At 34.3% G+C, this 26,867-nt stretch carries 26 protein-coding genes; 8 read left to right on the forward strand and 18 right to left on the reverse strand.

Annotated elements, in window-relative coordinates; translation table 11 throughout:
• Positions 1–2: 2 nt before the first annotated feature.
• From P0Y62_05825 to tpx, 7 genes are all read right to left on the reverse strand, one after another.
• Positions 3–527, reverse strand: coding sequence for a DinB family protein (locus P0Y62_05825; GenBank protein ID WEK71073.1), 525 nt, complete (start codon positions 525–527; stop codon positions 3–5).
• 26 nt (positions 528–553) lie between these two features.
• A complete protein-coding gene (locus P0Y62_05830) occupies positions 554–1,006 on the reverse strand; it encodes a hypothetical protein (protein WEK71074.1) in 453 nt (150 codons plus the stop codon).
• A 135-nt stretch (positions 1,007–1,141) separates the two neighbouring features.
• Positions 1,142–1,549: a VOC family protein gene (locus P0Y62_05835; GenBank protein ID WEK71075.1), complete on the reverse strand. Its 408-nt coding sequence runs from the start codon at positions 1,547–1,549 to the stop codon at positions 1,142–1,144.
• Positions 1,550–1,584: 35 nt separating this feature from the next.
• Positions 1,585–1,995, reverse strand: coding sequence for a VOC family protein (locus P0Y62_05840; GenBank protein WEK71076.1), 411 nt, complete (start codon positions 1,993–1,995; stop codon positions 1,585–1,587).
• A gap of 76 nt (positions 1,996–2,071) precedes the next feature.
• Complete coding sequence (locus P0Y62_05845) at positions 2,072–2,662, reverse strand: Crp/Fnr family transcriptional regulator (protein WEK71077.1); 591 nt, start codon at positions 2,660–2,662, stop codon at positions 2,072–2,074.
• 296 nt (positions 2,663–2,958) lie between these two features.
• Complete coding sequence (locus tag P0Y62_05850; protein WEK71078.1) at positions 2,959–4,170, reverse strand: DUF763 domain-containing protein; 1,212 nt, start codon at positions 4,168–4,170, stop codon at positions 2,959–2,961.
• Positions 4,171–4,340: 170 nt separating this feature from the next.
• On the reverse strand, positions 4,341–4,838 hold the full coding sequence (tpx, locus tag P0Y62_05855; protein ID WEK71079.1) for a thiol peroxidase: 498 nt from the start codon (positions 4,836–4,838) through the stop codon (positions 4,341–4,343).
• A gap of 376 nt (positions 4,839–5,214) precedes the next feature.
• Between tpx and P0Y62_05860 the strand changes: the two genes are divergently transcribed.
• The 5 genes from P0Y62_05860 to P0Y62_05880 all read left to right on the forward strand — a co-directional run bounded on the left by P0Y62_05860 (position 5,215) and on the right by P0Y62_05880 (position 12,146).
• The gene (locus P0Y62_05860) at positions 5,215–6,942 is read left to right on the forward strand and encodes an HAD-IIIC family phosphatase (GenBank protein ID WEK71080.1); all 1,728 of its coding nucleotides are present in this window, start codon (positions 5,215–5,217) and stop codon (positions 6,940–6,942) included.
• A 6-nt stretch (positions 6,943–6,948) separates the two neighbouring features.
• Positions 6,949–7,185 (forward strand): acyl carrier protein, encoded by a 237-nt coding sequence (locus P0Y62_05865; GenBank protein ID WEK71081.1) that lies wholly within the window; start codon positions 6,949–6,951, stop codon positions 7,183–7,185.
• 6 nt (positions 7,186–7,191) lie between these two features.
• Positions 7,192–8,625: an MBOAT family protein gene (locus P0Y62_05870; protein ID WEK71082.1), complete on the forward strand. Its 1,434-nt coding sequence runs from the start codon at positions 7,192–7,194 to the stop codon at positions 8,623–8,625.
• Between the two features lie 2 nt (positions 8,626–8,627).
• Positions 8,628–9,563 carry a hypothetical protein gene (locus P0Y62_05875; GenBank protein ID WEK71083.1) on the forward strand — a complete coding sequence of 312 codons (936 nt, stop codon included), beginning with the start codon at positions 8,628–8,630 and terminating at the stop codon, positions 9,561–9,563.
• Positions 9,564–9,926: 363 nt separating this feature from the next.
• A complete protein-coding gene (locus P0Y62_05880; GenBank protein WEK71084.1) occupies positions 9,927–12,146 on the forward strand; it encodes an NADP-dependent isocitrate dehydrogenase in 2,220 nt (739 codons plus the stop codon).
• A gap of 324 nt (positions 12,147–12,470) precedes the next feature.
• Here the strand turns inward: P0Y62_05880 and P0Y62_05885 are convergent, their stop codons facing one another.
• The 4 genes from P0Y62_05885 to P0Y62_05900 all read right to left on the reverse strand — a co-directional run bounded on the left by P0Y62_05885 (position 12,471) and on the right by P0Y62_05900 (position 16,276).
• Positions 12,471–13,703 (reverse strand): MFS transporter, encoded by a 1,233-nt coding sequence (locus tag P0Y62_05885; protein ID WEK71085.1) that lies wholly within the window; start codon positions 13,701–13,703, stop codon positions 12,471–12,473.
• A 37-nt stretch (positions 13,704–13,740) separates the two neighbouring features.
• Positions 13,741–14,742 carry an aldo/keto reductase gene (locus P0Y62_05890; GenBank protein WEK71086.1) on the reverse strand — a complete coding sequence of 334 codons (1,002 nt, stop codon included), beginning with the start codon at positions 14,740–14,742 and terminating at the stop codon, positions 13,741–13,743.
• Positions 14,743–14,830: 88 nt separating this feature from the next.
• Positions 14,831–15,736 (reverse strand): helix-turn-helix transcriptional regulator, encoded by a 906-nt coding sequence (locus tag P0Y62_05895; protein ID WEK71087.1) that lies wholly within the window; start codon positions 15,734–15,736, stop codon positions 14,831–14,833.
• 120 nt (positions 15,737–15,856) lie between these two features.
• Positions 15,857–16,276, reverse strand: a complete 420-nt coding sequence (locus P0Y62_05900) for a hypothetical protein (GenBank protein WEK71088.1) — start codon at positions 16,274–16,276, stop codon at positions 15,857–15,859.
• Between the two features lie 316 nt (positions 16,277–16,592).
• On the opposite strand from P0Y62_05900, the gene P0Y62_05905 reads away from it, so the two are divergent.
• Positions 16,593–16,880 (forward strand): GNAT family N-acetyltransferase, encoded by a 288-nt coding sequence (locus P0Y62_05905; GenBank protein WEK71089.1) that lies wholly within the window; start codon positions 16,593–16,595, stop codon positions 16,878–16,880.
• Here P0Y62_05905 and P0Y62_05910 read toward each other — a convergent pair whose 3' ends face one another.
• The gene (locus tag P0Y62_05910) at positions 16,881–17,975 is read right to left on the reverse strand and encodes an MBL fold metallo-hydrolase (protein ID WEK71090.1); all 1,095 of its coding nucleotides are present in this window, start codon (positions 17,973–17,975) and stop codon (positions 16,881–16,883) included.
• Between the two features lie 139 nt (positions 17,976–18,114).
• Between P0Y62_05910 and P0Y62_05915 the strand changes: the two genes are divergently transcribed.
• A complete protein-coding gene (locus P0Y62_05915; GenBank protein ID WEK71091.1) occupies positions 18,115–19,650 on the forward strand; it encodes a S41 family peptidase in 1,536 nt (511 codons plus the stop codon).
• Positions 19,651–19,658: 8 nt separating this feature from the next.
• Entirely contained in the window at positions 19,659–20,219 is a 561-nt protein-coding gene (locus P0Y62_05920; protein WEK71092.1) for a YdcF family protein, read from the forward strand.
• Positions 20,220–20,254: 35 nt separating this feature from the next.
• Here P0Y62_05920 and P0Y62_05925 read toward each other — a convergent pair whose 3' ends face one another.
• From P0Y62_05925 to P0Y62_05950, 6 genes are all read right to left on the reverse strand, one after another.
• A complete protein-coding gene (locus P0Y62_05925; protein WEK71093.1) occupies positions 20,255–20,851 on the reverse strand; it encodes a hypothetical protein in 597 nt (198 codons plus the stop codon).
• Between the two features lie 17 nt (positions 20,852–20,868).
• On the reverse strand, positions 20,869–21,369 hold the full coding sequence (locus P0Y62_05930) for an RNA polymerase sigma factor (protein WEK71778.1): 501 nt from the start codon (positions 21,367–21,369) through the stop codon (positions 20,869–20,871).
• Between the two features lie 130 nt (positions 21,370–21,499).
• Entirely contained in the window at positions 21,500–23,560 is a 2,061-nt protein-coding gene (locus tag P0Y62_05935) for a M4 family metallopeptidase (protein ID WEK71094.1), read from the reverse strand.
• Positions 23,561–23,652: 92 nt separating this feature from the next.
• Complete coding sequence (locus P0Y62_05940) at positions 23,653–24,465, reverse strand: hypothetical protein (protein ID WEK71095.1); 813 nt, start codon at positions 24,463–24,465, stop codon at positions 23,653–23,655.
• 18 nt (positions 24,466–24,483) lie between these two features.
• Entirely contained in the window at positions 24,484–24,984 is a 501-nt protein-coding gene (locus P0Y62_05945) for a sigma-70 family RNA polymerase sigma factor (GenBank protein WEK71096.1), read from the reverse strand.
• 247 nt (positions 24,985–25,231) lie between these two features.
• A complete protein-coding gene (locus P0Y62_05950; protein ID WEK71097.1) occupies positions 25,232–26,860 on the reverse strand; it encodes an NADP-dependent glyceraldehyde-3-phosphate dehydrogenase in 1,629 nt (542 codons plus the stop codon).
• Between the last annotated feature and the right edge of the window lie 7 nt (positions 26,861–26,867).

Raw genomic sequence — 26,867 nt, forward strand, 5'->3', positions numbered from 1 at the left:
AATTAATATTTTAAGTTTTTATCAAAATCGTATTTCATGCCTTCGTATCCCAGAATTTTTCGCATTAATCCCATTTGTCCACAAAGATAATCTTCGCGTCCAATGCACATTCCTACGAAATTCAAGACCGTTTCCGGAAAGAAATCGATATTCATCCCCATTGGAAAAGCCTTATCCAATTCTTCATCTGTTGCCTCTAATAATTTTTGATAAACTAGTGGAGAAATCTTATGAAAATCTTCTTTCAGCTCCTGTAAAGCCGGGTAAGTTAAACTTTCATCCAAAGCTTTCCCCTGAAAGAAAAAATCTTTATATCTGAATTCTTCGGTAAGCCCGAGAACAAATCCTAATCCGTAGCGCATATCCAGAAAGTTCCCGACCATCCAAACGATATGATTGGTTTTTCCTTCGATCCTTTTCAGGGCATCTTCTTCTGAAACCCCGTCAAGAACTAATAAAAAAGTCTGACTGTGTGCACGATAGGCAGGAATTATGATCTCTAATTTTTTCGATTTTGGTGTATCCATTTGTTTGATTTTAATTGTTTGTTATCTTATTTAATTGCACCTGTTTTTCCAAGAACCCTTCTTATATAACCTAATTGCCCGCTGTGATAAATTTCATGAAAGCAAAGAGTAGAAATATCCTTAATCTGTTCAGGATTGAAACTTTCCATTTTATCAAGTTTTGAATTCAGTCTGTCTTGAGATTGTTTCAAATAAGATTTCAATTCATCAAAAGAAACAAATTCATCTTTCCGTTCTAAAGGAATTTCCCCTCTGTTGTAACAGGAAAATTTTTCACTGTCCCAAACCGGTTCTTCACCTAAAATATTTAATAAAGGATTTCTGATGTGGATCAAATGTCCCAGTACCCAGTTCATGCAGTTGGCTTCACCGTTAGGAAAAATCAGAGCTTCCTCATTGGTAATACCTTCAATATTCTTCGAGACTACAGTGTAACTGCTCGATATCTGGATCTTAACAATTTCAATATCATTTTTCATAATATGATTGGATTTTGGTGTGAGAATTCACAAAAACTTTAAGAATGTTTCCAAAAGGACGAAGCTATTTTTGAAACTGTATAATTTTTCAGGATTAACAGATTACGCTTTATCCTTTTATCCTTGAAAACTTATTTATTCTGTAGGTGTTTGAGACGGATCAGCATATATTACGTTCCAGCCATGCCCGTTGATATCCCAAAAGGAATTCTGATACATCCAGCCATGATCCTGCGGTTCTTCGTGCTGATAAGCTCCGTTAGCTACTGCTGTATTCACTACCTGATCCACTTCTTCGCGGCTGTCTAAACCAATAGCCACCAAAACCTGCGTGGTATCGCCTTTCGGAACCGGTCTTTCAGAAAAAGTTTCGAAAAACTCTTCTGTTAAAAACATCACCTGGATATTGTCATTCAACATTACACAAACTGCTTTTTCATCAGTAATTTGTTCATTGATTGGAAATCCGACATTTGTCCAGAATTCTTTTGTCTTCTCAATATCCTTTACCGGAAGGTTTACATAAATTTGATTGACTTTCATTTTGTAATTTTTAGGATTATTTCATTTTTTGAAATTTATTCTGTCGGAAGCTTAGACATATCTACAAACATGACCTCCCACTGGTGACCATTCAAATCTGAAAAAGCATTCTGATACATCCACCCGTGATCTTGCGGTTCGCTGTATTTTGAACCTCCGTTTTCAATAGCCGTTTTCACCATTCCATCCACTTCTTCACGGCTGTTTACACCAATGGCAAGAAGTGTCTGTGTAGTATCTCCTTTCGCAATAGGTCTATCTGTAAAGGTTTGAAAAAATTCCTCTTTTAAAAACATTGCATAAATATGATCCTCCTTCATGATTACACAAATTGCCTTTTCATCTGAGAATTGTTCGTTGATTGAAAACCCAAGTAGAGTCCAAAATTCTCTTGTTTTCTGAACATCTTTTACCGGAAGGTTTACATACATTTGATTGATTTTCATTTTTTAATTGTTAGGGTTAAACTTTTATTCAAAATTATCAAGTACCCGTGAAAATCAACTTGTCATAAGGCAAGATTTAATTTTTATTTGGATGGGAAACCAATTCTTTGCGGATACGGCTTAAAGAAGTATCTGTAACACCCAGATAGGAGGCAATTTGCTTTAAGGGAGCAAACTGTATTACATGGGGTTTTTGTTCTAAGAGATTAAGGTAGCGTCTTGTTGCGGAAAGGATAAACATTTCCACAGAACGTTGTTTATATACAAAAAGCTGCTGAGACATCCACGCTCTTCCCCATTCTCTGAGGTTTGGGATTTTGTGGAACAGTTCCTGAAAAGTTTCGAAATCAAACTTCCAGCATTCACAATCCATTATACAGACAATGTTTTCCTGTGTCGGAATTCTTTGAAACAGTGATGAAACTTCAATAATGACTTCATTTTCCACAAAAAAATGGGTAGTTACTTCATTTCCGTTAAAATCATTAACAAATGAACGAGCCAGTCCTTTCTCCAAAATATAGTATTCATTAGCTGTTTTTCCTTCTTCCAGAATAAAATCACCTTTCTGGAAAAATACTTTTTCATGAGCCTGAAATATCTCATCGAGCTCTTCCTGCAGGAAAAAAGGAAAATCATAACAGATTTCTAAGGCTTTATTGCTCATCAAATTCTATGTTTTTGTAAGGTTTTAAAATTAGAATTTTTATCTGAGATGATGAAAAGAATATTAAACAAAATAATAAATACGACATGCAAAACAAATGCAATCCACTACATATGAACAGCATAAACTATTTATAATAATTATAAATTAGTTAAACACATTTCAATCACCTCGTCATTCTGCTGAAGAAAGAATATTTACTTATTTATAGTTTAAAGAAAAAACAGCTGAAATTTTGTTATCGAGATTCTTCCTTCGTCAGAATGACAAAAGAACCTTTAGTGTTTTACTAAAAATTAAAACAAAGAAAGCTGGATCGGTTTGGAAGGAGAAGGTTTCTGAGCATCTCCAAAAACAGTCTTCCCACCGAAACGCCATGAATTTTGTCTTTCTTCTTCAATAACCTGTTGAATATCAAAATCTGGGGTAAAATCTTTTTCAGTAGATTCAATAATTTGATGAAGCTTATTCAGTGTTTTTAATTTATCTGAGTTCCCAAGTTTAGATTTTTCAATTCCGCTCTTAAGGATTTGAATGCTTTCGTCATACACTTTTGTCGGCACAGGAAACGGATGACCGTCTTTTCCGCCATGAGCAAAGGAAAATCTAGCTGGATCTTTAAACCTTGAAGGCGCTCCATGAATCACTTCGCTTACCAGAGCTAAAGACTGCATGGTTCTCGGACCCACCCCTTCCAACATTAGTAAGTCTTCGAAATTTTGAGGCTGCCGTTCTCTTGTCACATACAGAAGGGCTCCAAGCCGTTTCAAATCAACATCAGACGCCTGAACATCGTGATGATTAGGAAGAATCAATCTTGAAAAATCATTCATCACCTCTGCAGAATCTGTATGGGAAATTTCTAAAATCCCTTTCCGGTTTTCTGAAGCTTCTGAAGCGGTTAAATTCAAAATATGACCTCTTGAAATTCCGTTAATTCCTGTATGAGGTTCTTCAACAAAGGATTTTATGTTTTCGGAATGCCAATGATAACGTCTGGCCGTTCCGTCGGATTCATGCATTCCCTGCTGAACAACACTCCAGCTGCCGGTATCGGACAGAATAAAATTATGCAGATACAATTGATAACCATCCTGAATCGCCGTATTATCAACCTTTGCAGAAAGTTTACTGGCTCTTACCAAATCATTCCCGTTTAAACCTGTTTTATCCGCAATTTGAATTAATTCCGAAGGAGTATCCCTCGAAAATTTGCCTTTTCCTCCACAGATATACAGCCCAAGAGACTGAGAGTTTGGATTAATAGATCTTTTCAAAGCGCCCATCACAGAAGTGGTAATTCCGGAAGAATGCCAATCCATTCCCATTACAGCACCGAAACTTTGAAACCAAAACGGATCTGACAGTCGGCGAATAACTTCATCTTTCCCATAATCCATCAGGATAACCTCAACAATTGAAAGCCCGAGAATCGACATACGTTCATACAGCCAAGGTGGTACTTTGCCGTAATGTAAAGGTAAATCTGCTGTTCCGGAACGTTTCATTCTGTAAAGGTAGGTGTATTGTTTTTAATTTTTATTGATTTGAATCAGGAATTGTGATACTAATACAGATTTTTCCTTTCATCGAAATGACAGACTTCATATATATTTAAATTAAAAATTCCCGTGAAAGTTTTCACAGGAATTTTAACAGAAATTTTATTTCTATTATCTTATTTCAATGCTGCTAAAGCTGCATCATAATTAGGCTCATGTACGATTTCCGGAACCTGCTCTGTATAGATTACTTTATTATTTTCATCCGTTACAATTACAGCACGGCTCAAAAGTCCCTGCATTGGAGAATCAGTAATCGTCACCTCATAATCATCCCCGAAACTTCCTCTGAAATCTGAAAGGGTTTCTACATTGTCCAAACCTTCTGCTGCACAAAATCTTCCTAATGCAAAAGGCAGATCTTTAGACACATTAATTACAACCGTATTTTCCAAATTTGAAGCTTCTTCATTAAATTTTCTTGCTGAAGCCGCACAAATTCCTGTATCAATGGATGGAAAAATATTGAATACCTTTTTCTTTCCTTCGAAGCTTTCCAAAGTTTTTACATTCAAGCCAGAATCTACCAAAGCAAAATCTCTGATTGTAGTTCCTACTGACGGAAGAGTTCCTATTGTATGTATTTCATTTCCTTTTAAAGTAATCGTTGACATAAATTTATTTTTTAAGTTTTTCAAATTTACTCAAAATAGAAAAGATATCAACAGATTTTTTAACTAACATTTAAACATAAATTCTAATAATTTATTTTAACCATAATAGCCATATTACAATTTACAAAGAGAAAATCACTTAATTTTATAATTCATAATCAACGCATTGTTTAATTGTTAATTCTTCCAACATTATCATAATAAAATATGGTATAAACATGAAATTTAACTATATTTACAGTTCACCAAAATCCGAATATTATTAAGTTAGATTATGATTTTTAATCATAACATCAAATAATTGTCTAAAAAATCCCAAAAGATGATTATTGATGAATAGATTGAAAAAAAATATCATTTTCTTTAAAAACTAATAATGATGTATAAAACATTTTCGGAATTAAAAAAAGCTGAAAAAACATACTTTAATTCACCAAAAACGATTAAAGTAGCCTTACTTGGTGATACTGCTACACAGTTTTTACATGTTGCTTTAAAAGGAACAGCAAAAACGGAAGGTTTCAATCTGGAAATATTTGAAGCAGATTTCGGACAGATATCCCGCCAAATTATGGATCCCTCTTCGGAATATTATGCGTTTGATGCAGATTATACCGTTATTTTTGAATCAACCCACAAATTACTGAATCAATATTATAAATCTTACGATTCTGCTAAAGATCTTGCAAATAATAAAGTCAAATACATTAAAGAGCTTTACAATACGATACAAAACCGTACAAAAAGCAGAATCATTTACTGCAATTTTCCCATAATCGACAGTAAAGTTTTTGGAAATTTTTCTAACAAAGTAGAATCATCTTTTAATTTTCAGCTCAATAAACTTAATTATTTACTTTCTCTGGAAATAGCAATGAGCAAAAACAACTTTTTCATTGCAGATTTGCTTTCTATTCAGAATAAATGGGGAAGAGATTTTATTTTTGCACCCAGCATTTACGTGAACACTGAAATGGTCATTTCAATAGATGCTTTACCCATTGTAGCTCATACGATATTCAGCATTATCTCTTCTCTGGAAGGTAAATTTAAAAAATGCCTTATTCTGGACCTGGATAACACAACTTGGGGAGGAATTATAGGAGATGATGGCCTGGAGAAAATCCAAATCGGAAATTTGGGAATCGGAAAAGCTTTTACGGAATTTCAATATTGGGTAAAAGCACTGCAAAAAAGAGGGATTATTCTTGCTGTTTGCAGTAAAAACGACGAAGATAAAGCAAAAGAACCATTTGAAAAACATCCGGATATGGTTCTGAAGCTGGAAGATATTGCTGTTTTTGTTGCCAATTGGGAAAATAAAGCAGATAATATCAGAAAAATTCAAAGCATATTAAATATCGGATTGGATTCAATGGTTTTTCTTGATGACAATCCCTTTGAACGAAATCTTGTGAGAGAAAATCTTCCCGAAGTATGTGTACCCGAATTACCGGAAGATCCTGCAGAATATCTGGAATATTTATATGGCTTAAATCTTTTTGAAACAGCAAGTTTCTCGGAAAATGACGTGGAAAGAACAAAACAATATCAGGTAGAAGCACAGCGGGTGGTTGATCTGGAAAGTTTTACCAATGTTGAGGATTTTCTGAAAAGCATGGATATGCTTTCTGATGTTCAGGAGTTTAATGATTTTTCTAAACCAAGGGTTTCCCAGCTTACCCAAAGATCCAATCAATTTAATTTGAGAACAGTAAGGTATACTGAACAGGAAATTGATACTCTTATTGCTTCTGAAAAGCACCACACCATTTCATTTACTTTGGAAGATAAGTACGGAGATAATGGTTTAATTTGTGTTATCGTGCTTGAAGAACAGGATAAAGAAACACTTTTTATAGAAACCTGGCTGATGAGCTGCAGGGTTCTGAAAAGAGGAATGGAAGACTTCACACTCAAAACGATTGCAGATCTTGCTAAAAAACAAGGTTATACCTATATAATAGGAGAATATATTCCCACATCTAAAAATCAAATGGTAAAAGATCATTATGAAAATCTGGGCTTCATCAATAAAAATGACAAATGGATTCTGAATGTAAATGACTATCAACCAAAAGAAATATATATTAAAAATAAATAACACATTATGGAAAGAAATGAGGTTTTAACAAGACTTACGCCTATTTTTCGTGAACAATTAGACAATGAAGACATTGAACTGAATGCTGAAACTACAGCAGACGATATTGAAGAATGGGATTCGCTTTCTCATATTCAGCTTATTGTAGCTATAGAAAAAGCTTTTGGGATTCGCTTTACGTCTTCAGAAATTCAAAGCTGGAATAATGTAGGCGAAATGATAGATTCCATTATCAGCAAATAAAATAGTATGCTTCTCAATTCTTACTATTTTATCTTTTTCTTTGCTATACTATTTTTTGCTTATTACATTTTTGGAAAAACATCAAAAATTCAGAATCTATTTCTTTTAATAGGAAGTTATATTTTCTACTCGAGCTGGAGCTGGAATTTTTTATCATTACTGATTATTTCTACTTTAGCTACTTTTTTTATTGGAAACAAAATAAAGAAATCGGAAGGAAAAGCAAAAGCATACTGGCTCAGAACAGGAGTCTTTTTAGTATTGATACAGCTTCTGTATTTTAAATATTTTAATTTTTTCATTGAAAATTTTAATGATTTATTAAAAATATTCGGCTGCAAAGATCAATTGGGTTTACTGAAAATTATATTCCCTATAGGAATCAGCTTTTATTCTTTCAGAATGATTGGCTATTTGCTGGATATAAAAAATAATAAGCTTAAAGAACTTCCGACCCTTTTAGATTATTCTGTTTTTGTTGCTTTTTTCCCGTGCATCATTGCAGGACCAATCGATAAAGCTTTGCCGTTTTTAAATAATCTTAAGGTCAAAAGAACGTTTTCGTCTTCACAGTTTGCAGACGGGTTGAGACAAATATTATGGGGAGTTTTTAAAAAACTGGTTATCGCAGACAATATTGCCACGATTACTACCCCATTATTCGAATCTTATCATACAATAAACGGAAGTGCTTTGTTCATTGGAGCGGTTTTGTATTTTATACAATTGTATTCAGATTTTTCGGGGTATACAGATATGGCAATAGGAATTTCCAAATTATTGGGAATCAAAATTCAGCCTAACTTTAATTATCCTCTTTTTGCACAAAATGTTGCCGATTATTGGCGAAGATGGCACATCTCATTAACTTCATGGCTTACTGAGCATGTTTTCACTCCCCTATCGATTCAGTTCAGGGATTATGATAAATACGGATTGATTATGGCCATAATCATTAATTTTCTGGTTGTAGGTTTTTGGCATGGTGCAGAATGGCATTATATTTTTCATGGACTGATAAGCGGCATTATGTTTATTCCTATCATCTGGAAAGGAAAAATGAACAAGAAGATAAAAAACTCGAACAATATCATCCCGACCAAAGAAGAGCTGAAAAACATCCCTTTAACATTTGTTATGTTTGCATTACTCATGGTACTTTTCTTTTCAACAGATATGAAAATGGCAATGAGTTATTATACAAAAATTTTCTCTACTTCTTTTTTCCAGTTTCCAAACTATCAGTTTCATAAAGAAATAGCCCTGCTTATTATGTTTACATTAGGTATTGAATGGATTGGAAGAGATAAAGAATACGCCATAAAAGAATTGTTGATTAGCAAGAATGTTATGATAAGATGGGGATTTTATTATGTGCTGGTATTTTTGGTATTTTTATTTTACATTGCCCCGAAGGGATTTATCTATGCACAGTTTTAATTATGAAAAAATCAATCTTTAGATTACTTACATTTTCTATACTTCCATTGCTTTTCATCTGCTATGCAATATACTTAACCGGAAAAAATACAGATGATTTTTATAAAAGATTTTCTTCACCTCAGCAAAATTCTTTAATACTGGGAAGTTCAAGGGCTGCATCTATGAACCCCGAAATTATAGATAAGGTGATACATTCTAAATATCCAAACGCAAAATTATACAATTATGCTTTTACATGGGCACATTCTCCTTATGGTCCAAAATACTTAGAATCCATAAAAAAGAAAATAAAACCAGACACCAAAGACGGGGTTTTTATTGTAACTGTAGAACCCACTGCATTAATGGTTTACAAAAATCAACCGGACGACCCGCAGTATTATACCGAAAATGACAAGTCGGTTGCCAAAACTTCTATGGTTGCAACCAATCCTAATCTGGAATACCTGCTGGAAAGTTATGATTTCTCTATTACCAATGAACTCAATAAAAAAATAAGACCTGAAAAAAATCTCATGATTGAAGTTTCCATATTGGATAATGGGAAAGTAAATGGAAAAGTGATCAAAAGATTTTCTGCTGAAAAAAGAAAGGAAATAAACGCAGAAAAAATGAAGGAATTAAAAAATAGATTTACCGAACTTAAACTTTCTGCGATCCGATTGGATTATCTCTCAAAAACAATTGATTTTTTAGAAAAGCACGGAAAAGTAATCGTGGTAAGAATGCCTGTAAGCAAAATCCCTTACGATATTGAAAATTCTGCACTTCCTGATTTTGACAACATCATTTTAAACATTATGAAGTCTAAAAAAGTTCCGTATATCAATTATAACAATTATCCTAATCATTATCAATGGGTAGACGAAGTCCATTTGGAACCTGAATCTATGGATAAGTTTTCAGCAGTGATTGCAGGAGATATTATTCGATAGAAAATCAATAATCTTAAAGCAAAAATAAAAATACTCATTTATAATAAATGTACGTGGAGCTAGTAATCCAATGGTGGATTTTTTATATTCAGTTGACTCCAAGTGGTACAGAGCCGGAAGATTTAAACATAATTTAATGATGGATCATTTGATGTAAATGAATCCTTTAATAATTTTCCGAATCCTGTTTCTACTCTTAAAACTTCAAAATTGAATCTGAACTTAATTTTGACACAACAAGAACCCGCACAATTATAATTTATAGAGGCAAACACCTCTTTTTTTATGCAAATAGCTTAAATAAAACAAGGATATTTACTAAATTTGTGAGTCTTAAAAAATCAAATAATAAATAACAGTATAATGTCAGACAAATCAAAAATCTATTACACCCTTACGGATGAGGCTCCAATGTTGGCGACACACTCGTTTTTACCGATTGTAAAAGCTTTTACAAAATCAGCAAACATCGAGATCGCAGTTCCGGATATTTCTTTGGCTGGAAGAATTTTAGCAAACTTCCCTGAATTTCTGAAAGATGATCAGAAAATCGGTGATGCGTTGGCTGAATTGGGTCAATTGGCGACTCAACCTGATGCGAACATTATCAAATTACCAAATATTTCCGCTTCTGCACCGCAATTAGATGCTGCTATTGCTGAATTACAGGCTAAAGGTTTCGCAGTTCCAAATTATCCTGCAGAACCTAAAAATGATGAAGAAAAAGCGATTAAGGCTAAATATGCGAAGGTTTTAGGAAGTGCCGTAAACCCTGTATTAAGAGAAGGAAATTCTGACAGACGTGCTCCAAAAGCTGTTAAAAACTACGCAAAAGCAAATCCTCACAGAATGGGTGATTGGGCTTCCGACAGCAAAACTGATGTAGCTCACATGAATGAAGGTGATTTCTACGGAACTGAAACTTCAACAACGCTAGAAAATGCTACAAAATACAGAATCGTTTTCAAAGGAAACGATGGTTCTGAAACTCAATTAAAAGATTTCGCCGCTCTTCAGGCTGGAGAAGTTATTGATTCTTCTGTAATGAACTTAAACGCTTTGAAAGCTTTCGTACAGCAAGCTATTGAAGAAGCTAAAAACAGAAACGTACTTCTTTCTGCTCACCTGAAAGCTACGATGATGAAAATCTCTGATCCAATCATTTTTGGAGCTATCGTAGAAACTTTCTTTAAAGATGTTTTCGCCAAATATGCTGAGACTTTCAAATCACTAGATATTAATCCAAACAACGGTCTTGCCGATCTTTTTGATAAAATAAAAGGAAATGCTCAGGAAGCTGAGATCAAAGCGGATATAGAAGCTGCTTTGGCAAACGGACCAAGAGTGGCAATGGTAAATTCTGACAAAGGAATTACGAATTTCCACGTTCCTTCTGACATCATCGTTGATGCTTCTATGGCTGCTTTAGTAAGAGGTGGAGGTAAAATGTGGAACAAAGAAGGAAAAGAAGAAGATACAGTCGCTATCATTCCGGACCGTTCTTACGCAGGATTCTACCAAGCTGTAATCGATGATATGAAAGCACACGGAAAATTGGATCCTACAACAATGGGTTCTGTTCCGAATGTTGGTTTAATGGCTCAAAAAGCTGAAGAATACGGTTCTCATGACAAAACGTTCCAGGCTTCTGCTGAAGGAAAAATTGAAGTTCAGGACGAAAACGGAAACGTTCTTCTTTCTCGGAAAGTAGAAAAAGGAGATATCTTCAGAATGTGTCAGACTAAAGACGCTCCAATCCAGGACTGGGTAAAATTAGCGGTAAACAGAGCAAGATTATCTGATACACCTGCAATCTTCTGGTTAGACAAAGGAAGAGCTCACGATAGAGAAATGATCAAAAAAGTAGAAAAATATTTAGCTGATCACGATACAAACGGTCTTGACATCAAAATTCTTGATGTAAAAGATGCCATGACTGAAACATTAAGAAGAGCAAGAGAAGGAAAAGATACGATTTCTGTTTCCGGAAACGTATTGAGAGATTATTTAACTGACCTTTTCCCGATTCTTGAACTTGGAACTTCTGCAAAAATGCTTTCTATCGTACCATTAATGAATGGTGGTGGTTTATTTGAAACAGGAGCCGGAGGTTCTGCCCCAAAACACGTTGAGCAGTTCATCGAAGAAGGATATTTAAGATGGGATTCTCTAGGTGAATTCTTAGCACTTCAGGCTTCTTTAGAGCATTTGGCACAAACGCAGGGCAACACAAAATCTCAGGTTTTAGCCGATGCATTGGATGAAGCAAATGCTAAATTCTTAGCTACAGATAAATCTCCTGCAAGAAAAGTAGGACAAATCGATAACAGAGGTTCTCACTTCTATTTGGCAATGTATTGGGCTGAAGCATTGGCTAACCAAACTGCTGATACTGAATTAGCTGCTCAATTTGCTCCTGTTGCAGAAGCAATGAAGGAAAATGAAGAAGTGATCAACGCTGAATTAATTGGCGCTCAAGGGAAACCTCAAAATATTGACGGTTACTACAAAACTGACACGTATAAAACGTATGCAGCCATGAGACCAAGTACAGTTTTAAATGAAATCATCGACGGAATTTAATTTTCGGTTTTGATATAAAAATGAAAAGCTCCTTTTTTTAAGGAGCTTTTTTTATTCATTTAAACTTAAGGCTTTGGAATGAATAAATATATGAAGCGAGAACAGATTAGATTCTTCCTTCGTCAGAATGACAGCAATAGCCTGATATCTTGTATTTGAAATCGGAAATAACAGTGAAAGAAATTTAAAGTAAAAATAAATATCATCCGTCTATGATAAAAGCAAATATCAACTTTTCAAATTACTTATGTAAAAAATAAATCCTCTCAGTACTGGGAGGATTTATTGTTCAATATGATGAGTAAAATAATATTCCGATCTTCGCTAAGCGTGTGCTTTTCTTATTTTAATCATACTTAAGATAATCAGCCCCAAAATTCCTAAAACAAAATAGCCTTCTGCAACCTGCAACTGAATCTGAGGTTTGATTAATGCTGCAATTCCATAGCTGAGAGCCGAGGTGATGATAAAAGCAATTCCGCCTGTTAAACCACCTGCGATACCTGCAGAATTAGGGAATCTTCCGATACAATATGAAAAATAATTGTTAAAAATAAACCCAGCCGTCACGTGAATCACAAAAGCAAAGGCAACCAGACTGTAAATATTACTTGAAAAATACGAAGCCGCAAACATCAGAACAATTAAAGCTAACTGGATAAAGTTCGCATACCGAATTTTAGGTAAAAATGCTTTGTTAATTAATGCTTTTCCTAAAAAACCACCCGTCATCCAGGCAAAACCAAGGATAAGAGAAACATACCCGGCTACAACTTCAGAATATCCCATTTTATGCTCAATGATAAAAGATCCGCATAAATTGAAGAACATTATCATTGAATAGCTCAATCCGCACATCAGCATTCCGTAGAAGAAATCTTTAGCTTTAAACATTGATTCGTATTCTTTTAAGAGGAATTCCACATGAAAAGGATTTCTCTTTTTAAGTGTTTCCCCGGAAAATATGAATTCTAAAATTAAAAGCAGTAAACTGTATCCGGCCAGAACATAGAAATTGGACTGCCATCCGAAGTTTTTCTGTAAATATCCTCCGATAAACGGCGCAATGATCGGTCCAACAGACCAGACAATGGTCATAATACTTAAATAATGTTTTCGCTCATCTCCTTCATAAACATCCACAAAAAATGCTCTTTTGGAAACTACGGCAAAACCTGATAAAATACCTTGCAATACACGCATTGAATAGATGACAAAAATATTCTGCGTAGTCGCTGTCACTAAAAATGAAACGATAAATAAAGCCAGAGAAGCCATTGAAACCTTATACCTTCCGAAAGAATCAACAATACTCCCTGCAAAAAACTGAGTCAGCCCGTAGCTGATTAAAAATAGGGATAAAGTAAGCTGAATATTGCTTTCCGTCTGATGCAGTTCTGTTGCCATACTCGGCATTGAAGGCAAATAAATATCGGTAGCAAGACCCGACATCGGAATGACTGCAAATGCTAAAATTGTAGCAATAAATTTATTTTTTTCTTTGAGTGTTACCATTCTGTCATTACATCTTTTCATTAAAAATTCAGATTCCAGCATTATCTCCGGAATTTAAATTTTACATAATCGTTTTATTTTAATTGTTTACCAATTTCATAGAGCCTTCATTGTATCTTTCTCCGGTATTGGGATACTTTTTCAAAATAGCATCAATAGTTTCCAAATCTGACTGTGAAAGCTCGATATTGATAGCTGCTATATTTTCCTCTAAATATTTAATACGTTTGGTTCCTGGAATCGGAATAATATCTTCACCCTGACTTAATACCCAAGCAAGTGCCAACTGAGTTCCTTTTACCCCTTTTGAGGCCGCAAAATCATTGATCTCCTTAGCTAAATTTCTGTTATTTTCAAGATACTCCGTCTGATAACGAGGCAATGATTTTCTGAAATCTTCATCTCCAAAATTCTGAACCTCATTGATATTAGAGAAAAGCCCTCTCGCCAAAGGAGAATATGGCACTAAAGCAATTCCCAATTCTCTGATTGTAGGCAGGATTTCTTTTTCAACATCTTTTGTCAAAATAGAATATTCTGATTGTAAAGCAGTAATAGGATGAATTTTATTTGCTTTTCTGATAGATTCCGCAGAAGCTTCCGATAATCCTAAATACTTTACTTTACCTGCTTTCACAAGATCTGCCATTGCTCCCACTGTTTCTTCAACAGGAATGTTAGGATCTACTCTGTGAGCATAATAAAGGTCAATTTCATCAATTTTCAATCTTTGAAGACTTAGATCAACTGCCTGTTTGATCCACTCCGGCGAACCGTCAAAATAGGTTCCGGGAGCTCCGCTGTGACTGGCTTTTCCGTCTTTAAATCTGAATCCGAATTTGGTAGCGATAAAAATTTTGTCACGATTCGGAACCAATACTTTGGAAATAAGTTTTTCATTTTCCCCGTTCGCATACATATCTGCCGTATCCCAGAAGTTGACTCCTAAGTCTAAAGCCTTATGTAGCGTGTTAATACTTTCCTGCTCATCCGTCGGTCCATACGCAAAGCTCATTCCCATGCACCCCAAACCGATCGCCGATAACTGTTCTTCTGTGTTTCCTAATTTTCTAAATTTCATGATAGATTGTGATTTTAAATTTACAGGACAAAATTATAACTGAATTGTAAAGATTCTGATATAGAATTCAAACGAAGAATTATAAAATTCAAACAACAGAAGTTCTGACCGCATTGGGCGTCATTCCGGTTTGTTTTTTAAAATAATTGGTAAAATACGCTGGCTCTTCGAAACCTAATCCATAGGCAATTTCAGAAACGTTCCAGTCCGTATGTTTCAATAGCGCATTCGCTTCCTGGATAATTCTGGAAGCAATCTGCTGGCTTGTAGTTCTTCCCGTAATTTCCTTTACGGAGCGGTTGAGCGAATTAACATGAATGGAAAGGCTTTCCGCATAATCCACCGGACTTTTCAACCTTAAAAATCTTTCCGGACTGTCGATCGGGAACTGTCTTTCCAATAATTCCATGAATAAAGAAGCTACGCGTTGGGAAGCATTCTGATAAGGTTCAAAATTTTCCGCAGGATGCATCTTCATGGTTTCATGGATCAACAGATGAAGATAAGCACGCAACATATCGTATTTATGTAAATAATCCGACTGTATTTCCGTCATCATTTTAACAAAAATATCTGAAACGGTTTTCTGCTGTTCTTCATCAATAAAGAAAATCGGAGTTCCGCCAATTCTGAAAAGCGGTGATTCCTGAAGAGTCCCCAAACGGTTTCCGTAATGTAAAAACTGGTCTGTAAAAAGACAGAAAAAACCTTTTTGGTCATCGTCATCCGCTTCCCATGAATAGGGAACCACAGGATTTGAAAATAATAAAGCCGGACGGTCTACATGAATCCATTTATCTGCATAATGGAGCTTTCCTTTTCCTATAATTAAAGAAATTTTGTAATAATCTCTTCTGCTGTAAGGCGTAATTGACGAACAGTTTTCACGCGAAAAAACATTGAAATGCCCCACTCCCGGAGTTTTGACACATTGCAAGCCATAGTTATGGGCATTCCGCTCATAAAAACCTTTTATTGTTTCTCTGGATTCCATAGTTCAAAATTATAAAATTCAAACATAAGTTGTGTAAAAAATAATGATGATCGATAAAATAAAAAATGACTAACCTTACGATTAGCCATTTCAAAATTGAATGTATAGTTGATAATTGGTTTAATAATGATATCCGTGGTTCTCTTTTTCTTTATATTCTTTTTTATTTCCGTGTTTGTATTTTTTATCATAATGCTTATTACGGTTATACACTGCCACCGGATTTTGCCCTTTATAATATTTATTTTTGAATTTTAAATATTTCTCATGCCCCATAATTCTTTCCAACTCCACATATCTATCATCTCTCCATCCGTCGGGATTGTGGACATACACTCTATTCCACGAATTATAATTATCGTATCTATCGTTCAGAACATAAATCTGATTGGCCTGTGTCTGTGACAACACCAAATCAGCAATTACGGATGCCCAGTTGATATCTGTTATACTTCTTCTGTAATCGTTATAATAATCCGACTGTGCATATGTTAATCCAAATGTTCCGACAAGCATTGCTGTTATTATTAACTTTTTCATTTATCATCCTTTTTAAATTAAACTATCTATTAATTTTCAATTAGGATGCCAAATCAGCTTTAAATTATGTATAAAAGCTCTTCAAAATTCATAAATAACTGATAATCTACAAAATAGACTTCGAATATTATGAAAGAACTTATTCTATTTTCAAGTCTAATAAATTAGGCTATCAGAATTTTTCAGTTTCTTAATTTCTCAATAATTAGTTTTAAAAATATATAAAAAACAATTATTTTTCATTTTAAATTTGTAATTTTAAGAAGAGAAAAACAACAAAACCTCATTTTTTTAACTTCCAAAAAACCTCAATATTATGGAAAATATAAAATTTGAAATATCTCCCTATCAAGACGAATTGCAGATATTGATTGATGAAAAAAAAGCAGGCTATATGTCCATAGAAATTGACGGAAGACTCCTTATTGTGTATTACACGAAGCTTAATGAGGAAGTGGAGGGAAAAGGATACGCCAAAATGCTTTTAGACGAATTGGTACGCTATGCCGAAGAAAAAGATTTGCTGGTAGATCCTGAATGTGATTTTGTGAGACAACAATTCGAAAATCATCCGGCAAGATATAAAGACATTTGGCATGCCTGATCAGTCTTCCCACCAGATCCTGAACTGCTGATCTTCTTTATTGAGGTCAACAGGCTCACCAATCATAGGCGTCAAAATATTCATTTTTTTTTCTTTTCCGAGAGCGACTACTTTTTCCAAAGGTTCATTCCATGGATGCAATGCCAGTGCGAATTTTGAAGAGTGTACCGGAATAATCTTTTTTGCCTTCACATCTATACTTGCCTGAATCACATCTTGCGGTAAGGCATGAATATATTTCCAAGCTTCATTATACTGTCCGTTCTCCATAATGGCATAGTCAAACGGGCCAAATTGTTCTCCGATCATTTTAAAATGGGTATCATATCCGCTATCACCTCCTAAAAATATTTTTTTGGTAGGAGTTTGCAATACATAAGATGTCCATAATGTAACATTCCTTTTCATCTTTCTTCCCGAAAAATGCCTTGCAGGAGTAAAAATTATTTTAATGGTATTCTTTAAGACAGCTTCACCTCCCCATTCTTCTTCAATAAGCTGACCAGGTGAATATCCCCATTTTTCTAAATGAGCCCCCACACCGAGAGGTACGATAACTTTTCCTACTTTATCTTTAATTGCTTTTACGGTCGGATAATCCAAATGATCATAATGATCATGTGTAATTACTAAATAATCTATCGTCGGAATATCTTCCGGTTTGAAAATATCGGCTCCGGCAAATGCCTTATTGAAAAATTTGAAAGGAGAACCATACAAACTGAGCACGGGATCAATCAAAAATGAAACCCCATCTGTCTGAATAAAATATGATGAATGTCCTATCCAGATAAAAACATCCTGATCTTTTGGAAGGTTTTTCAAATCTGTATGAATAGACGGAAGTTTTTTTGAAGGCTTCAAAAACGGAGTTTTCTTTTTGAAAAAGAAATCATATAATACTTTAGGCATCGAATATCCTTCTGCCAGTGAAGGGGTATGGCTTAAATTCTGGAACTGCTTATCTTTAAAATGCTTTGACTGCTGCATTCTTGCCAGTCTTTCCCCTTTTGCCTCTGCCCCGAAAACATCCTGACTGGTCACTATAAAATACAGGATGACTAAAACCGTTATTGTAATAAATATATATATCATTTCTTAAATAGCCAAATGTATGACATTATCCTCTATGACGATCAATAAAGAGAATACCTTTATTTTTTACTTAATTTTATATAAAAAGCAAAACATTATTCTAAACTTTTATAAATTAGCCCATTGAAATTTCTGAACATTGAAAAAGTTTTCCCCCATTCTATTATTCATGTTCATCCTTTCGTCCTGCTCATCTGTTAAAAAACATAATGAGCAGAGGAGTGTATGTATTGCCCCTGAAGACCTGAAAGAGGATGTAGACTACGCGTATGCAAAAATCAAGGAAATGCACCCCAGACTTTACTGGTACATTTCAGAAAGCCAGTTAGATTATAAGTTTGACAGCCTTAAGCATACTATAAACCAGCCCCTTACTCCGCTTGAGTTTTATTTTAAGTTACAGCCCGTAATTGCCAGCATCAAAGAAGGGCATCTTTCTTTAAGAATCCCGATAAAAAAATTCACGAAAAAAGAAATCAGATCCTTAGATAATAAAAAAGGGATGTTCAGCCGGTTTGAATATTATGTAACCGGTGAGCATCTGTATATTATTGAAAACAAAGATTCGATAGAAAATATAAAACCGGGAACTGAAATTTTAAAAATCAATGATGTTCCTGTACCTGTGTATTTAAAGAAGTATAAAAACCTCATCAGCAGTGATGGGTACAATACTACCTTTCAGCCTTATTTTTTAAAGGATATATTTTTTAATTTTTACAGTGCCGAATTTGGCTTTAATGATACCGCGAAAATCGAAACTCTTTATAATAAAAAAATTAAAACCTATACTTTAAAAAGAGCCGAAAAATCTAAAACTGATTTCGAAAAAGATAGGGAACAAAAAAAGAAAACGCTGGAGAAAAAGGTAAATGACTATGTTGCCTTTAATGACTCATATAACCGTACCTTCAAATTTGTGGACCCAGATAGCAGTATTGCGTACATTAAAGTCAAAAGCTTTTCGAGAACCTATTCAGAAAAATTTTACAAAGAGACTTTTACCAAAATTAAAAATGCAGGTGCAAAATACCTCATCATAGATATCCGTAATAATTATGGCGGGTCTCTGGATGAAATTAACAATCTGTATTCTTATTTGGCTCCCGGACCATTTACCTTGATTAAACGTTCTCAGGTCACTTCAAAAACGAGCCCCTTAAAAACCAATTATTTCAGAAAAAGCAATGCATTAGACTACACTTTTAAAAGCTTTCTTTATCCTGCATATATTATAAGTCAGACGATGAATACTTATAAAAAGGACAGCATTGTTTATTATAAAATGAAAGCAGATCGAGAAACCCAACCTCAAAAAGATGCTTTTCACGGAAAGGTTTTTGTGCTTATCAACGGAGGAAGTTTTTCAGCCTCCTCAATTTTATCTGCAAAGCTTAAAAATGATAAACTAGCGACTTTGGTTGGAGAAGAAACGGGAGGTGCCAATGACGGCACCATTGCCGGATTTTATTCTTATCAGAAACTGCCTCATTCAAAAATAAGCTTACCGATCGGATTGGCTCTAGTACAGCCCAATATTTCTTTCACGAATACAGAAAGGGGTGTTCTTCCTGACGTAACGATTACAGAAAACATTCAGGACATTTTAGATAAAAAAGACCGTCAGATGGAATGGGTGATGAAGAAAATTGGTAATGAGAAAAATGGAAAATAATCATTTTGATGAGTAAAAATATTTTTAAATTCTTTAAAATTTTTGCTTCTGTAATTATTTTATGGTTTTTCGTTCATTCTACTTACATTACCATTGATGGCCTTTCTGATCATGATCAACATGCTGATCTTGCTGTTATTTTGGGAAATAAAGTTAATGAAGATGGAACTTTATCTAAAAGATTGGAAAAACGTCTGGAAAGCGGAATTGATCTATATCAAAATCATCGTATAAAAAAGATTTTAGTGAGTGGCGGATTAGGGAAAGAAGGATTTTATGAAGGCGACAAAATGAAAGAGTTTCTTGTTGAAAAAGGTATTCCAGATTCTCTGATTATTGTTGATAATCATGGAGATAACACAAGAGCAACCGTTATTAATACCCTAAAACTAAAACCTCAGCTAAAATTCAACAGTATCATTATTGTCTCTCAGTATTTTCATGTGACACGGACAAAAAAATTATTTGAAGATCAGGGTTTTGAAAATGTAAGCAGTGTAAGCCCCAATTATTTTGAATTCAGAGATCTTTACTCAATTTTAAGAGAATTTCCGGCTTATTATACCTAATAAAATAGTTTCGGCGGGCTTTCAGCCCGCCGAAACTATTTTTTCAACTCATTCAGAAGATTTTCAATCTGATCAATATGTTTTCCGTAAAACACTTTAAACCACCATTTCCCAAATAAAAACAAACCAGGTAATGTAACGACCATTGTTCCAATAAGAATACTTGCAATTTTCAAGTCTGACAACGGAATCGGACGTGGAATAAATTCCAGAACAATAATTATTTCACAAACCAAAAACGGAACAAAAGCAAGATAGAATGACAGATAATACTGTTTATTCAAATTAAATTGGTGCAATAAATCCTTTAATCCTTCATATGTTTTCATTGTGGGTTCACTCATATTTTTATACAATTTAAAAAACTGACTAAAAAAGAAAAACGTAACAAAAACCATTGAAGCAATCAGAATGGTAATGTAAAATTTAAACTTAAAAGGTCCGGGAGATAAAGTAATCAGAGTAAAAGAAAAAACGAAAATTCCTACGGTAGACCAAAACTCCATACGCATATTCTTTCGCATTTTCTCAAGGGGAAGATTGATTTTATTTTTTTGCTCAATACTGATCTGCGGAACTTCTTCAAAAGAATCGTCTGCATTCCAGGTATTTTTCAGTTCATCTATATTCATGATAATTGATTTAAAAATTAGTATGTATTTGTGTTTAAGATATCTTTCAATTTATTTTTTGCACGGTTCATTTTTACCCTTACATTTCCTTCGGAAATCCCCATTTGTTCGGCAATTTCTTTTCCCGAAAAATCTTCGAGATAATAAAATATAAAGGCTTTATCAATCGGATTCAGTTGATGAATCGCTTTGTACATCGCGCTCAGTTTTTCTTCTTTTTCGTGGTCAAATTCTTCCTGAATGATTTTATATTCGGAAAAATCTTCATTTCCGATGAAATTTCTTTTCTTTTCATTTTTAAGAAAAATAATGGCTGTATTCAACGCAATTCTGTACAGCCAGGTTGAAAATTCACTTTCTCCCTTGAACTTAGGATAAGCTTTCCATACCTGATACGTGATCTCCTGAAAAAGATCATCCCGATCATCCTTTTCGTCCATGTACATTTTAGAAATCTTGAATATGATTCCTTTATGCTTTTCGATCTTTTCTAAAAATTCCTGTTCTAATGAGGTCATGATTTTCATTACTCTAAAGAGTTAGTTGTAATTGAAAAAAATTGTTACAGCTTTTGTGAAAATAAATAAAAAACCCGGCAGAAATATTTCTACCGAGCTTCCATTGTGTTTTTTTTTTGATCGTGAAAATTTATTCGACCACTATCTTTTTAGAAATAGCAGTACCATTGTAATTAATTTTAATTATATAGACTCCTTTCAGAAATCCGTTGATTATAATTTTATTATCACCTTTATTTAATTTTTCTGACGGTCTTACCAGCTTTCCTGAAACATCATAAATTTCAAATGTTGCCGTATATGTACTGTTATTATCTATTGTGAATGAGCTGTTCTTTACAGGATTCGGATAGACAATGATATTCTGCGCATCAGATTTTGTGCTTTCATGCACTGCTAATAAATTTGCACAATTACCTAACCCTACTGCACACCAAGCATTTTCTACCTGTTGTAATTCGTTACTGCCAGTTCCGTAAAGAGCAATAGCAGCTTGCTTTGAGGCATTATACAAGCTTAAATATGTTGCATTTGCAGTAAGATATCCTCCTGTCAAAGCTTTAAATGCTATTTTTTCAGCTTTTTGTATGGTAAGGCCGGTTACATTATATGTAGTTCCATTATCATTTGTACCGATTCCTCCTACAGAAAGTAGATAAAACCATTTATTTCCTACCCCACTGTTGGTATGTACTCCTCCATTGTCCGCAGCTCCGGCAGCTGTACTTTGCCAATATGTTCCGTTGTATGTATCAGGCTGTTGTGAGCTAAGTGCTGCAGGTCCTGTTTTAGGAGCAGCCATACTTCTCAAATAACCTGGAGCAAAGTTGCATAATCCTTCCCCGATTGTCCAATTGGCTTGTGAAGGTGCTGCATAAAACTCGATACTGGTTCCCAGAATATCAGCAAAAGATTCATTAATTGCCCCAGATTCACCTTGATAATTAAGCCCTCCCGTTCCATTAGTAGCTACAACTAAATGTGAATATTCGTGCCCCCCCACATCAATTCCGGCGAAGGGATTAAAGGCTCCCGGACTGGATGGAAGATTTCCGTTTCCATATGCCATAAAATGAACCTGTCCGCCTGCACTTGTGCCAAAAGTAATAGCAGTTGCATTTGCACCATATCCTGCAGGTGTAGGATTTGCCTGACCCGGCTGATTAAAAATGGAAAAGTCTACATTATAATAATTGGCAATGGCAGTCCCATTTCCATCAAAACTACTTCTATTGAATATAGTACTGTAAAAATCATTCGCTTTTTGTATTGCCCAGTGGATTTCTACCGGAGCTTTAGTAGATGTAGCTGTAAAATTAGCCGTAGAACTAGTATATTCTACAGGACCAGATGCAGGAAGAACATAACCCTGTGCATCCAAACCATATCCACCTGCACTTCCTAAATTTGTTCCGTCCAGAGTCCATACTTTTCTTGCATTGTCTTTTAACCTATAGCTTCCGTTGTAAGAATCTACAGTCATGTTCTGATTTCCTTTATAATAGGTACTACTTAAAGATGGTGTATCTGCATTATGAATAAGAGATATTTCATTTACAACCTGTTTCTTAGTATTGTCAATATAATAAGTTTTTGAAAAAACAGGTGCAATCATTGAAGATGCAGATACCATTGTACTGCTGTTTACCTTCAATCCTATTGGAGAGTTTGTTTTAGAAATAACACTTTCTGCAGGTGATAACGTAATTTTCTCAGAAGACATTCTGGAAGCCGCTGCAATAATATTTTTTAGTTCATCCGGGGAAATAGGTGATGTAACAACAGGAATATCAATATTTTTTACAAATTCACCATTTACATATACAACCTTTCCACCTTTTTCATGAACAACAACAATGTCATCCTGAACTTTTATATTTTTATAAAAATGCTGATACATTGTTTTTTTAATTCCTAAATCATCCTCCCATGTCTTTACAATTTTAAATGTATCATCACTTTGGCATCCTAACCATTTTCCCAAATTTGCTTCAAGATCTCTGGAAGAAATATTATAATTAATAAAATTAGAATAAAAAGTACCTAATTCTGACGTATTTACTATTACAGGCAAATTTTCAACGGAACTTTCTGATATTCCTTTATTTTGAGAATAAACATAAGAAAGCGGAGCAACTCCGATGAAAAATGTAAAAATCAAAGCTTTAGCAAAAGTAACTGTCTTTTTCATATTTTATTTTTGATTAAATCTGACAGTTAGTAGAAGAATTTTCAAAATGTTACAAATTATTTATTTTTTTAAACAGTTTGCAATTCATATTATTAATTTCCCTGATTCAAGGCTTTTAAAAGAGTATTTAAATTGATCAGATCAAGCTTTGCTCCTACAATAATAATGATACTGAGAATTACAATGAGTACTACAATCAAAAGTAAATACACTGAAACAAACCATAAAATTGTATTTAAAATATTCCCTTTCACTCCTAGCTTATTGATAAAATATCTCTGAGATCTTTCAAACCAGGACTTATTTCTTACTTTTAGGGGAGGTAATCCAATTCCGTTCAGCTCATCTACCAAACGTACAATATCCTCAATATATTTCCCGTACATATAATAGACCCAATATTTTAAAGTAATGCAGAGTAACAAAATTATAATCAGAAAACTTATTGCAAAAATGGCAATATGATAATCTTCGTCAAACTGAAAATTGATCTGTTGTAAAGAAGAAACAAAAGCTAAAGGTAAATAAGAAATATAATAAGAAATATAGATCTCTCTACAAACCAAAAGCTGGGTTTTGATATTGAAAAGATCGTAATTGGTATTGGTACTGGTTTTTATAAGCCTCTTGTAAATTCTCAAAAACCTGGAATAAAAATAAACAACCAATCCGATGGTTAAAAATGTTACAAATATTGAAATTATTCTTACATTAAAATTATTGGTGGTAAACGGAAAGCCGATGAAAACCATAGGCAGCGTAATAACCATCAGCCAAAATTCGGTTTTCATATTAATCTTAATCATCTCCAGCGGAGAATAAATTTCATTCTGTTTTTCCAAAGAAATTTCCGGAAGATCATGACCGTCTTTGTTCCAGAGCTCTTTAAAATTATCTAATTCCATACTTTAGATGTTTAAAATTTAAACCGTCCTTTTTTCAATTATCTCTTTCAGCTTAGCTTTTGCCCGATTAAGCTTCACCCTTGCATTTACCTCCGTAATTCCTAACTGCTTAGCGATTTCTCTGCCCGGAAAGTCTTCTAAAAAGAAAAAAATAAGTGCTTTGTCGATTGGACTTAATTGATGGATAGCTTCATACATCATCTTCATATTCCTGTCTTCTGTATCATTATAAGATTCCTGATGAACATTGAGATTTTCTATACTTTGATTCTGTATAAAACTACGTTTTTTTTCATTTCGAAGAAATACAATAGCTGTATTGAGTGCCGTCCTATAAAGCCATGTTGAAAATTCACTCTTTTTCTGAAATTCACTGTAGGATTTCCATGCCTGATAAATGATCTCCTGATAGAGATCATTCTGATCGTCGGGATTGTCCATATACATCTTGGAAATTTTGAAAATCACACCTTTATGCTTGTCAATTTTTTCCAGGAATTCCTTTTCCAGTAAAGACATTAAATTAGGCTATGTTTCAGTTAGTAGGAATTTTAAATATTTGTTACATTTTTAAATTAAATTTTTAATACAGTTGTTTATTTTATTGACTTCATATTAAAACTCATTTATAATATCCTAAAAGGAATTTATCATTACATTTTAATCTCACATAATTTTTTTCAGTTCTCTTTTGATTTTCATTGATCAAAAAAATCCGCAATAATTAATTTTATTGCGGATTTTATTTCAGTAAGCAATCATTTAATCAAAAAATATAATCTGTACTCAGGAAATTAGAATCATGATCTCTTACAATAGTATTCAACAGCTCCTTATTGGAATCGGTCACTTTTGCTGCTACCAAAGAACGGATAGAAAATGAACGCAAAGCATCAAAAACAGAAAGAGTACCTTCCGCACTGTCTTTTCTACCTGTAAAAGGAAAAACATCCGGTCCTCTTTGAGCCTGACAATTGATATTTACCCGGCTTACCAGATTGACAAAAGGATCGATCAGCTTAGCTACCTCAACAGGATCTTCACTGAAGATACTCACCTGCATTCCGTGGTCGGCGTTCACCTGATAATCAATAGGTTCTTCAATATCATCAAACGGAACCACAGGAATTACCGGTCCGAATTGTTCTTCATGATACAGTTTCATATCACTATTCACCGGATAAACCACCGCAGGAAAAACAAAAGACTCTTCTGTAAATCCTCCGTTTTCATTAAGCACTTTTGCCCCTTTTGACACTGCATCTTCAATACATTCTTTCAAATATGGAGGCTTGTTTACTTCCGGAAGAGGCGTAATTTTCACATCTTTTTCCCATGGAAGTCCCGGTTTCATTGCTGAAACAGCAGCCGTCAACTTCTGGGTAAATTCTTCAGCAACCTCTTTCTGAACGAAGATCAGCTTCAACGCAGTACATCTCTGTCCATTAAAAGAAAGTGAACCTAAAATACATTCGCTCACGGCAACATCCAGATTGGCATTTTTCGTAACGATCGCTGCATTTTTAGCATCCAGGCTTAGAATTGCTCTTAAACGATTAACTTTTGGATGAAGCTTTTTCAATCCATTGGCTACTTTGCTGGATCCGATAAACGCCAACACATTTACTTTTCCGCTTTCCATGATGGGAGTAATAATTTCAGATCCTTTTCCATACAGCGTATTCACGGTTCCTTTAGGAAAAGCTTCTTTAAATGCATTTAATAAAGGATAATGCGCTAAAACCCCGTGTTTAGGAAGTTTAAACAAAATGGTATTTCCCATGATCAGAGCGGGAATCAATGTTGTGAAAATTTCATTTAAAGGATAATTGAATGGTCCCATACTCAAAACAACCCCAAGCGGTGCTCTTCTGATCTGAGCAATTGTTCCTTCTGCCTGTTGGAAACGTGAAGATTCTCTGTCTAAATCCTTTAAGGCATCAATAGTCTGATTGATATAATCTACCGTTCTGTCGAATTCCTTGGTCGAATCAGCCAGTGTTTTCCCTATTTCCCACATCAGCAGTTTGATGATCAGGTCACGTTGCTGAATCATCAGATAGACAAACTTCTGCATACATTTTATTCTTCCTTCTACTGACATTGTAGGCCACTCTCCTAGTCCGTTATCATAAGCTTTCACACATGCATCAAGAACTTTCATAGCTTCATCCGGACCGATATTCGGAATACTTCCCAATAATTTTCTTTCGAGACCGTTTTCCGTAGGAATGCAGACCGGTGAATAGATATTTTGTACATCGCCATTCCATTCTACCAATTCTCCGTTTAAGAGATACACCTTCTGATGAATTTCCGGGATTTTATATTCTTCGGGAATTTCATTTTCGGATTTGAATATTTCGTGAAACGATGCTGTATTTAATGAATTCATAAATCTT

The organism is Candidatus Chryseobacterium colombiense, assembly GCA_029203185.1.
GTDB classification, from domain to species: Bacteria; Bacteroidota; Bacteroidia; order Flavobacteriales; family Weeksellaceae; genus Chryseobacterium; species Chryseobacterium colombiense.

What these genes read in the sequence shown, in the direction of transcription:
- P0Y62_05825 (WEK71073.1), bottom strand. Translation starts at nt 527, where the DNA reads ATGGATACACCAAAATCGAAAAAATTAGAGATCATAATTCCTGCCTAT.
- P0Y62_05830 (WEK71074.1), bottom strand. Translation starts at nt 1,006, where the DNA reads ATGAAAAATGATATTGAAATTGTTAAGATCCAGATATCGAGCAGTTAC.
- P0Y62_05835 (WEK71075.1), bottom strand. Translation starts at nt 1,549, where the DNA reads ATGAAAGTCAATCAAATTTATGTAAACCTTCCGGTAAAGGATATTGAG.
- P0Y62_05840 (WEK71076.1), bottom strand. Translation starts at nt 1,995, where the DNA reads ATGAAAATCAATCAAATGTATGTAAACCTTCCGGTAAAAGATGTTCAG.
- P0Y62_05845 (WEK71077.1), bottom strand. Translation starts at nt 2,662, where the DNA reads ATGAGCAATAAAGCCTTAGAAATCTGTTATGATTTTCCTTTTTTCCTG.
- P0Y62_05850 (WEK71078.1), bottom strand. Translation starts at nt 4,170, where the DNA reads ATGAAACGTTCCGGAACAGCAGATTTACCTTTACATTACGGCAAAGTA.
- tpx (WEK71079.1), bottom strand. Translation starts at nt 4,838, where the DNA reads ATGTCAACGATTACTTTAAAAGGAAATGAAATACATACAATAGGAACT.
- P0Y62_05860 (WEK71080.1), top strand. Translation starts at nt 5,215, where the DNA reads ATGATGTATAAAACATTTTCGGAATTAAAAAAAGCTGAAAAAACATAC.
- P0Y62_05865 (WEK71081.1), top strand. Translation starts at nt 6,949, where the DNA reads ATGGAAAGAAATGAGGTTTTAACAAGACTTACGCCTATTTTTCGTGAA.
- P0Y62_05870 (WEK71082.1), top strand. Translation starts at nt 7,192, where the DNA reads ATGCTTCTCAATTCTTACTATTTTATCTTTTTCTTTGCTATACTATTT.
- P0Y62_05875 (WEK71083.1), top strand. Translation starts at nt 8,628, where the DNA reads ATGAAAAAATCAATCTTTAGATTACTTACATTTTCTATACTTCCATTG.
- P0Y62_05880 (WEK71084.1), top strand. Translation starts at nt 9,927, where the DNA reads ATGTCAGACAAATCAAAAATCTATTACACCCTTACGGATGAGGCTCCA.
- P0Y62_05885 (WEK71085.1), bottom strand. Translation starts at nt 13,703, where the DNA reads ATGCTGGAATCTGAATTTTTAATGAAAAGATGTAATGACAGAATGGTA.
- P0Y62_05890 (WEK71086.1), bottom strand. Translation starts at nt 14,742, where the DNA reads ATGAAATTTAGAAAATTAGGAAACACAGAAGAACAGTTATCGGCGATC.
- P0Y62_05895 (WEK71087.1), bottom strand. Translation starts at nt 15,736, where the DNA reads ATGGAATCCAGAGAAACAATAAAAGGTTTTTATGAGCGGAATGCCCAT.
- P0Y62_05900 (WEK71088.1), bottom strand. Translation starts at nt 16,276, where the DNA reads ATGAAAAAGTTAATAATAACAGCAATGCTTGTCGGAACATTTGGATTA.
- P0Y62_05905 (WEK71089.1), top strand. Translation starts at nt 16,593, where the DNA reads ATGGAAAATATAAAATTTGAAATATCTCCCTATCAAGACGAATTGCAG.
- P0Y62_05910 (WEK71090.1), bottom strand. Translation starts at nt 17,975, where the DNA reads ATGATATATATATTTATTACAATAACGGTTTTAGTCATCCTGTATTTT.
- P0Y62_05920 (WEK71092.1), top strand. Translation starts at nt 19,659, where the DNA reads ATGAGTAAAAATATTTTTAAATTCTTTAAAATTTTTGCTTCTGTAATT.
- P0Y62_05925 (WEK71093.1), bottom strand. Translation starts at nt 20,851, where the DNA reads ATGAATATAGATGAACTGAAAAATACCTGGAATGCAGACGATTCTTTT.
- P0Y62_05930 (WEK71778.1), bottom strand. Translation starts at nt 21,369, where the DNA reads ATGACCTCATTAGAACAGGAATTTTTAGAAAAGATCGAAAAGCATAAA.
- P0Y62_05935 (WEK71094.1), bottom strand. Translation starts at nt 23,560, where the DNA reads ATGAAAAAGACAGTTACTTTTGCTAAAGCTTTGATTTTTACATTTTTC.
- P0Y62_05940 (WEK71095.1), bottom strand. Translation starts at nt 24,465, where the DNA reads ATGGAATTAGATAATTTTAAAGAGCTCTGGAACAAAGACGGTCATGAT.
- P0Y62_05945 (WEK71096.1), bottom strand. Translation starts at nt 24,984, where the DNA reads ATGTCTTTACTGGAAAAGGAATTCCTGGAAAAAATTGACAAGCATAAA.
- P0Y62_05950 (WEK71097.1), bottom strand. Translation starts at nt 26,860, where the DNA reads ATGAATTCATTAAATACAGCATCGTTTCACGAAATATTCAAATCCGAA.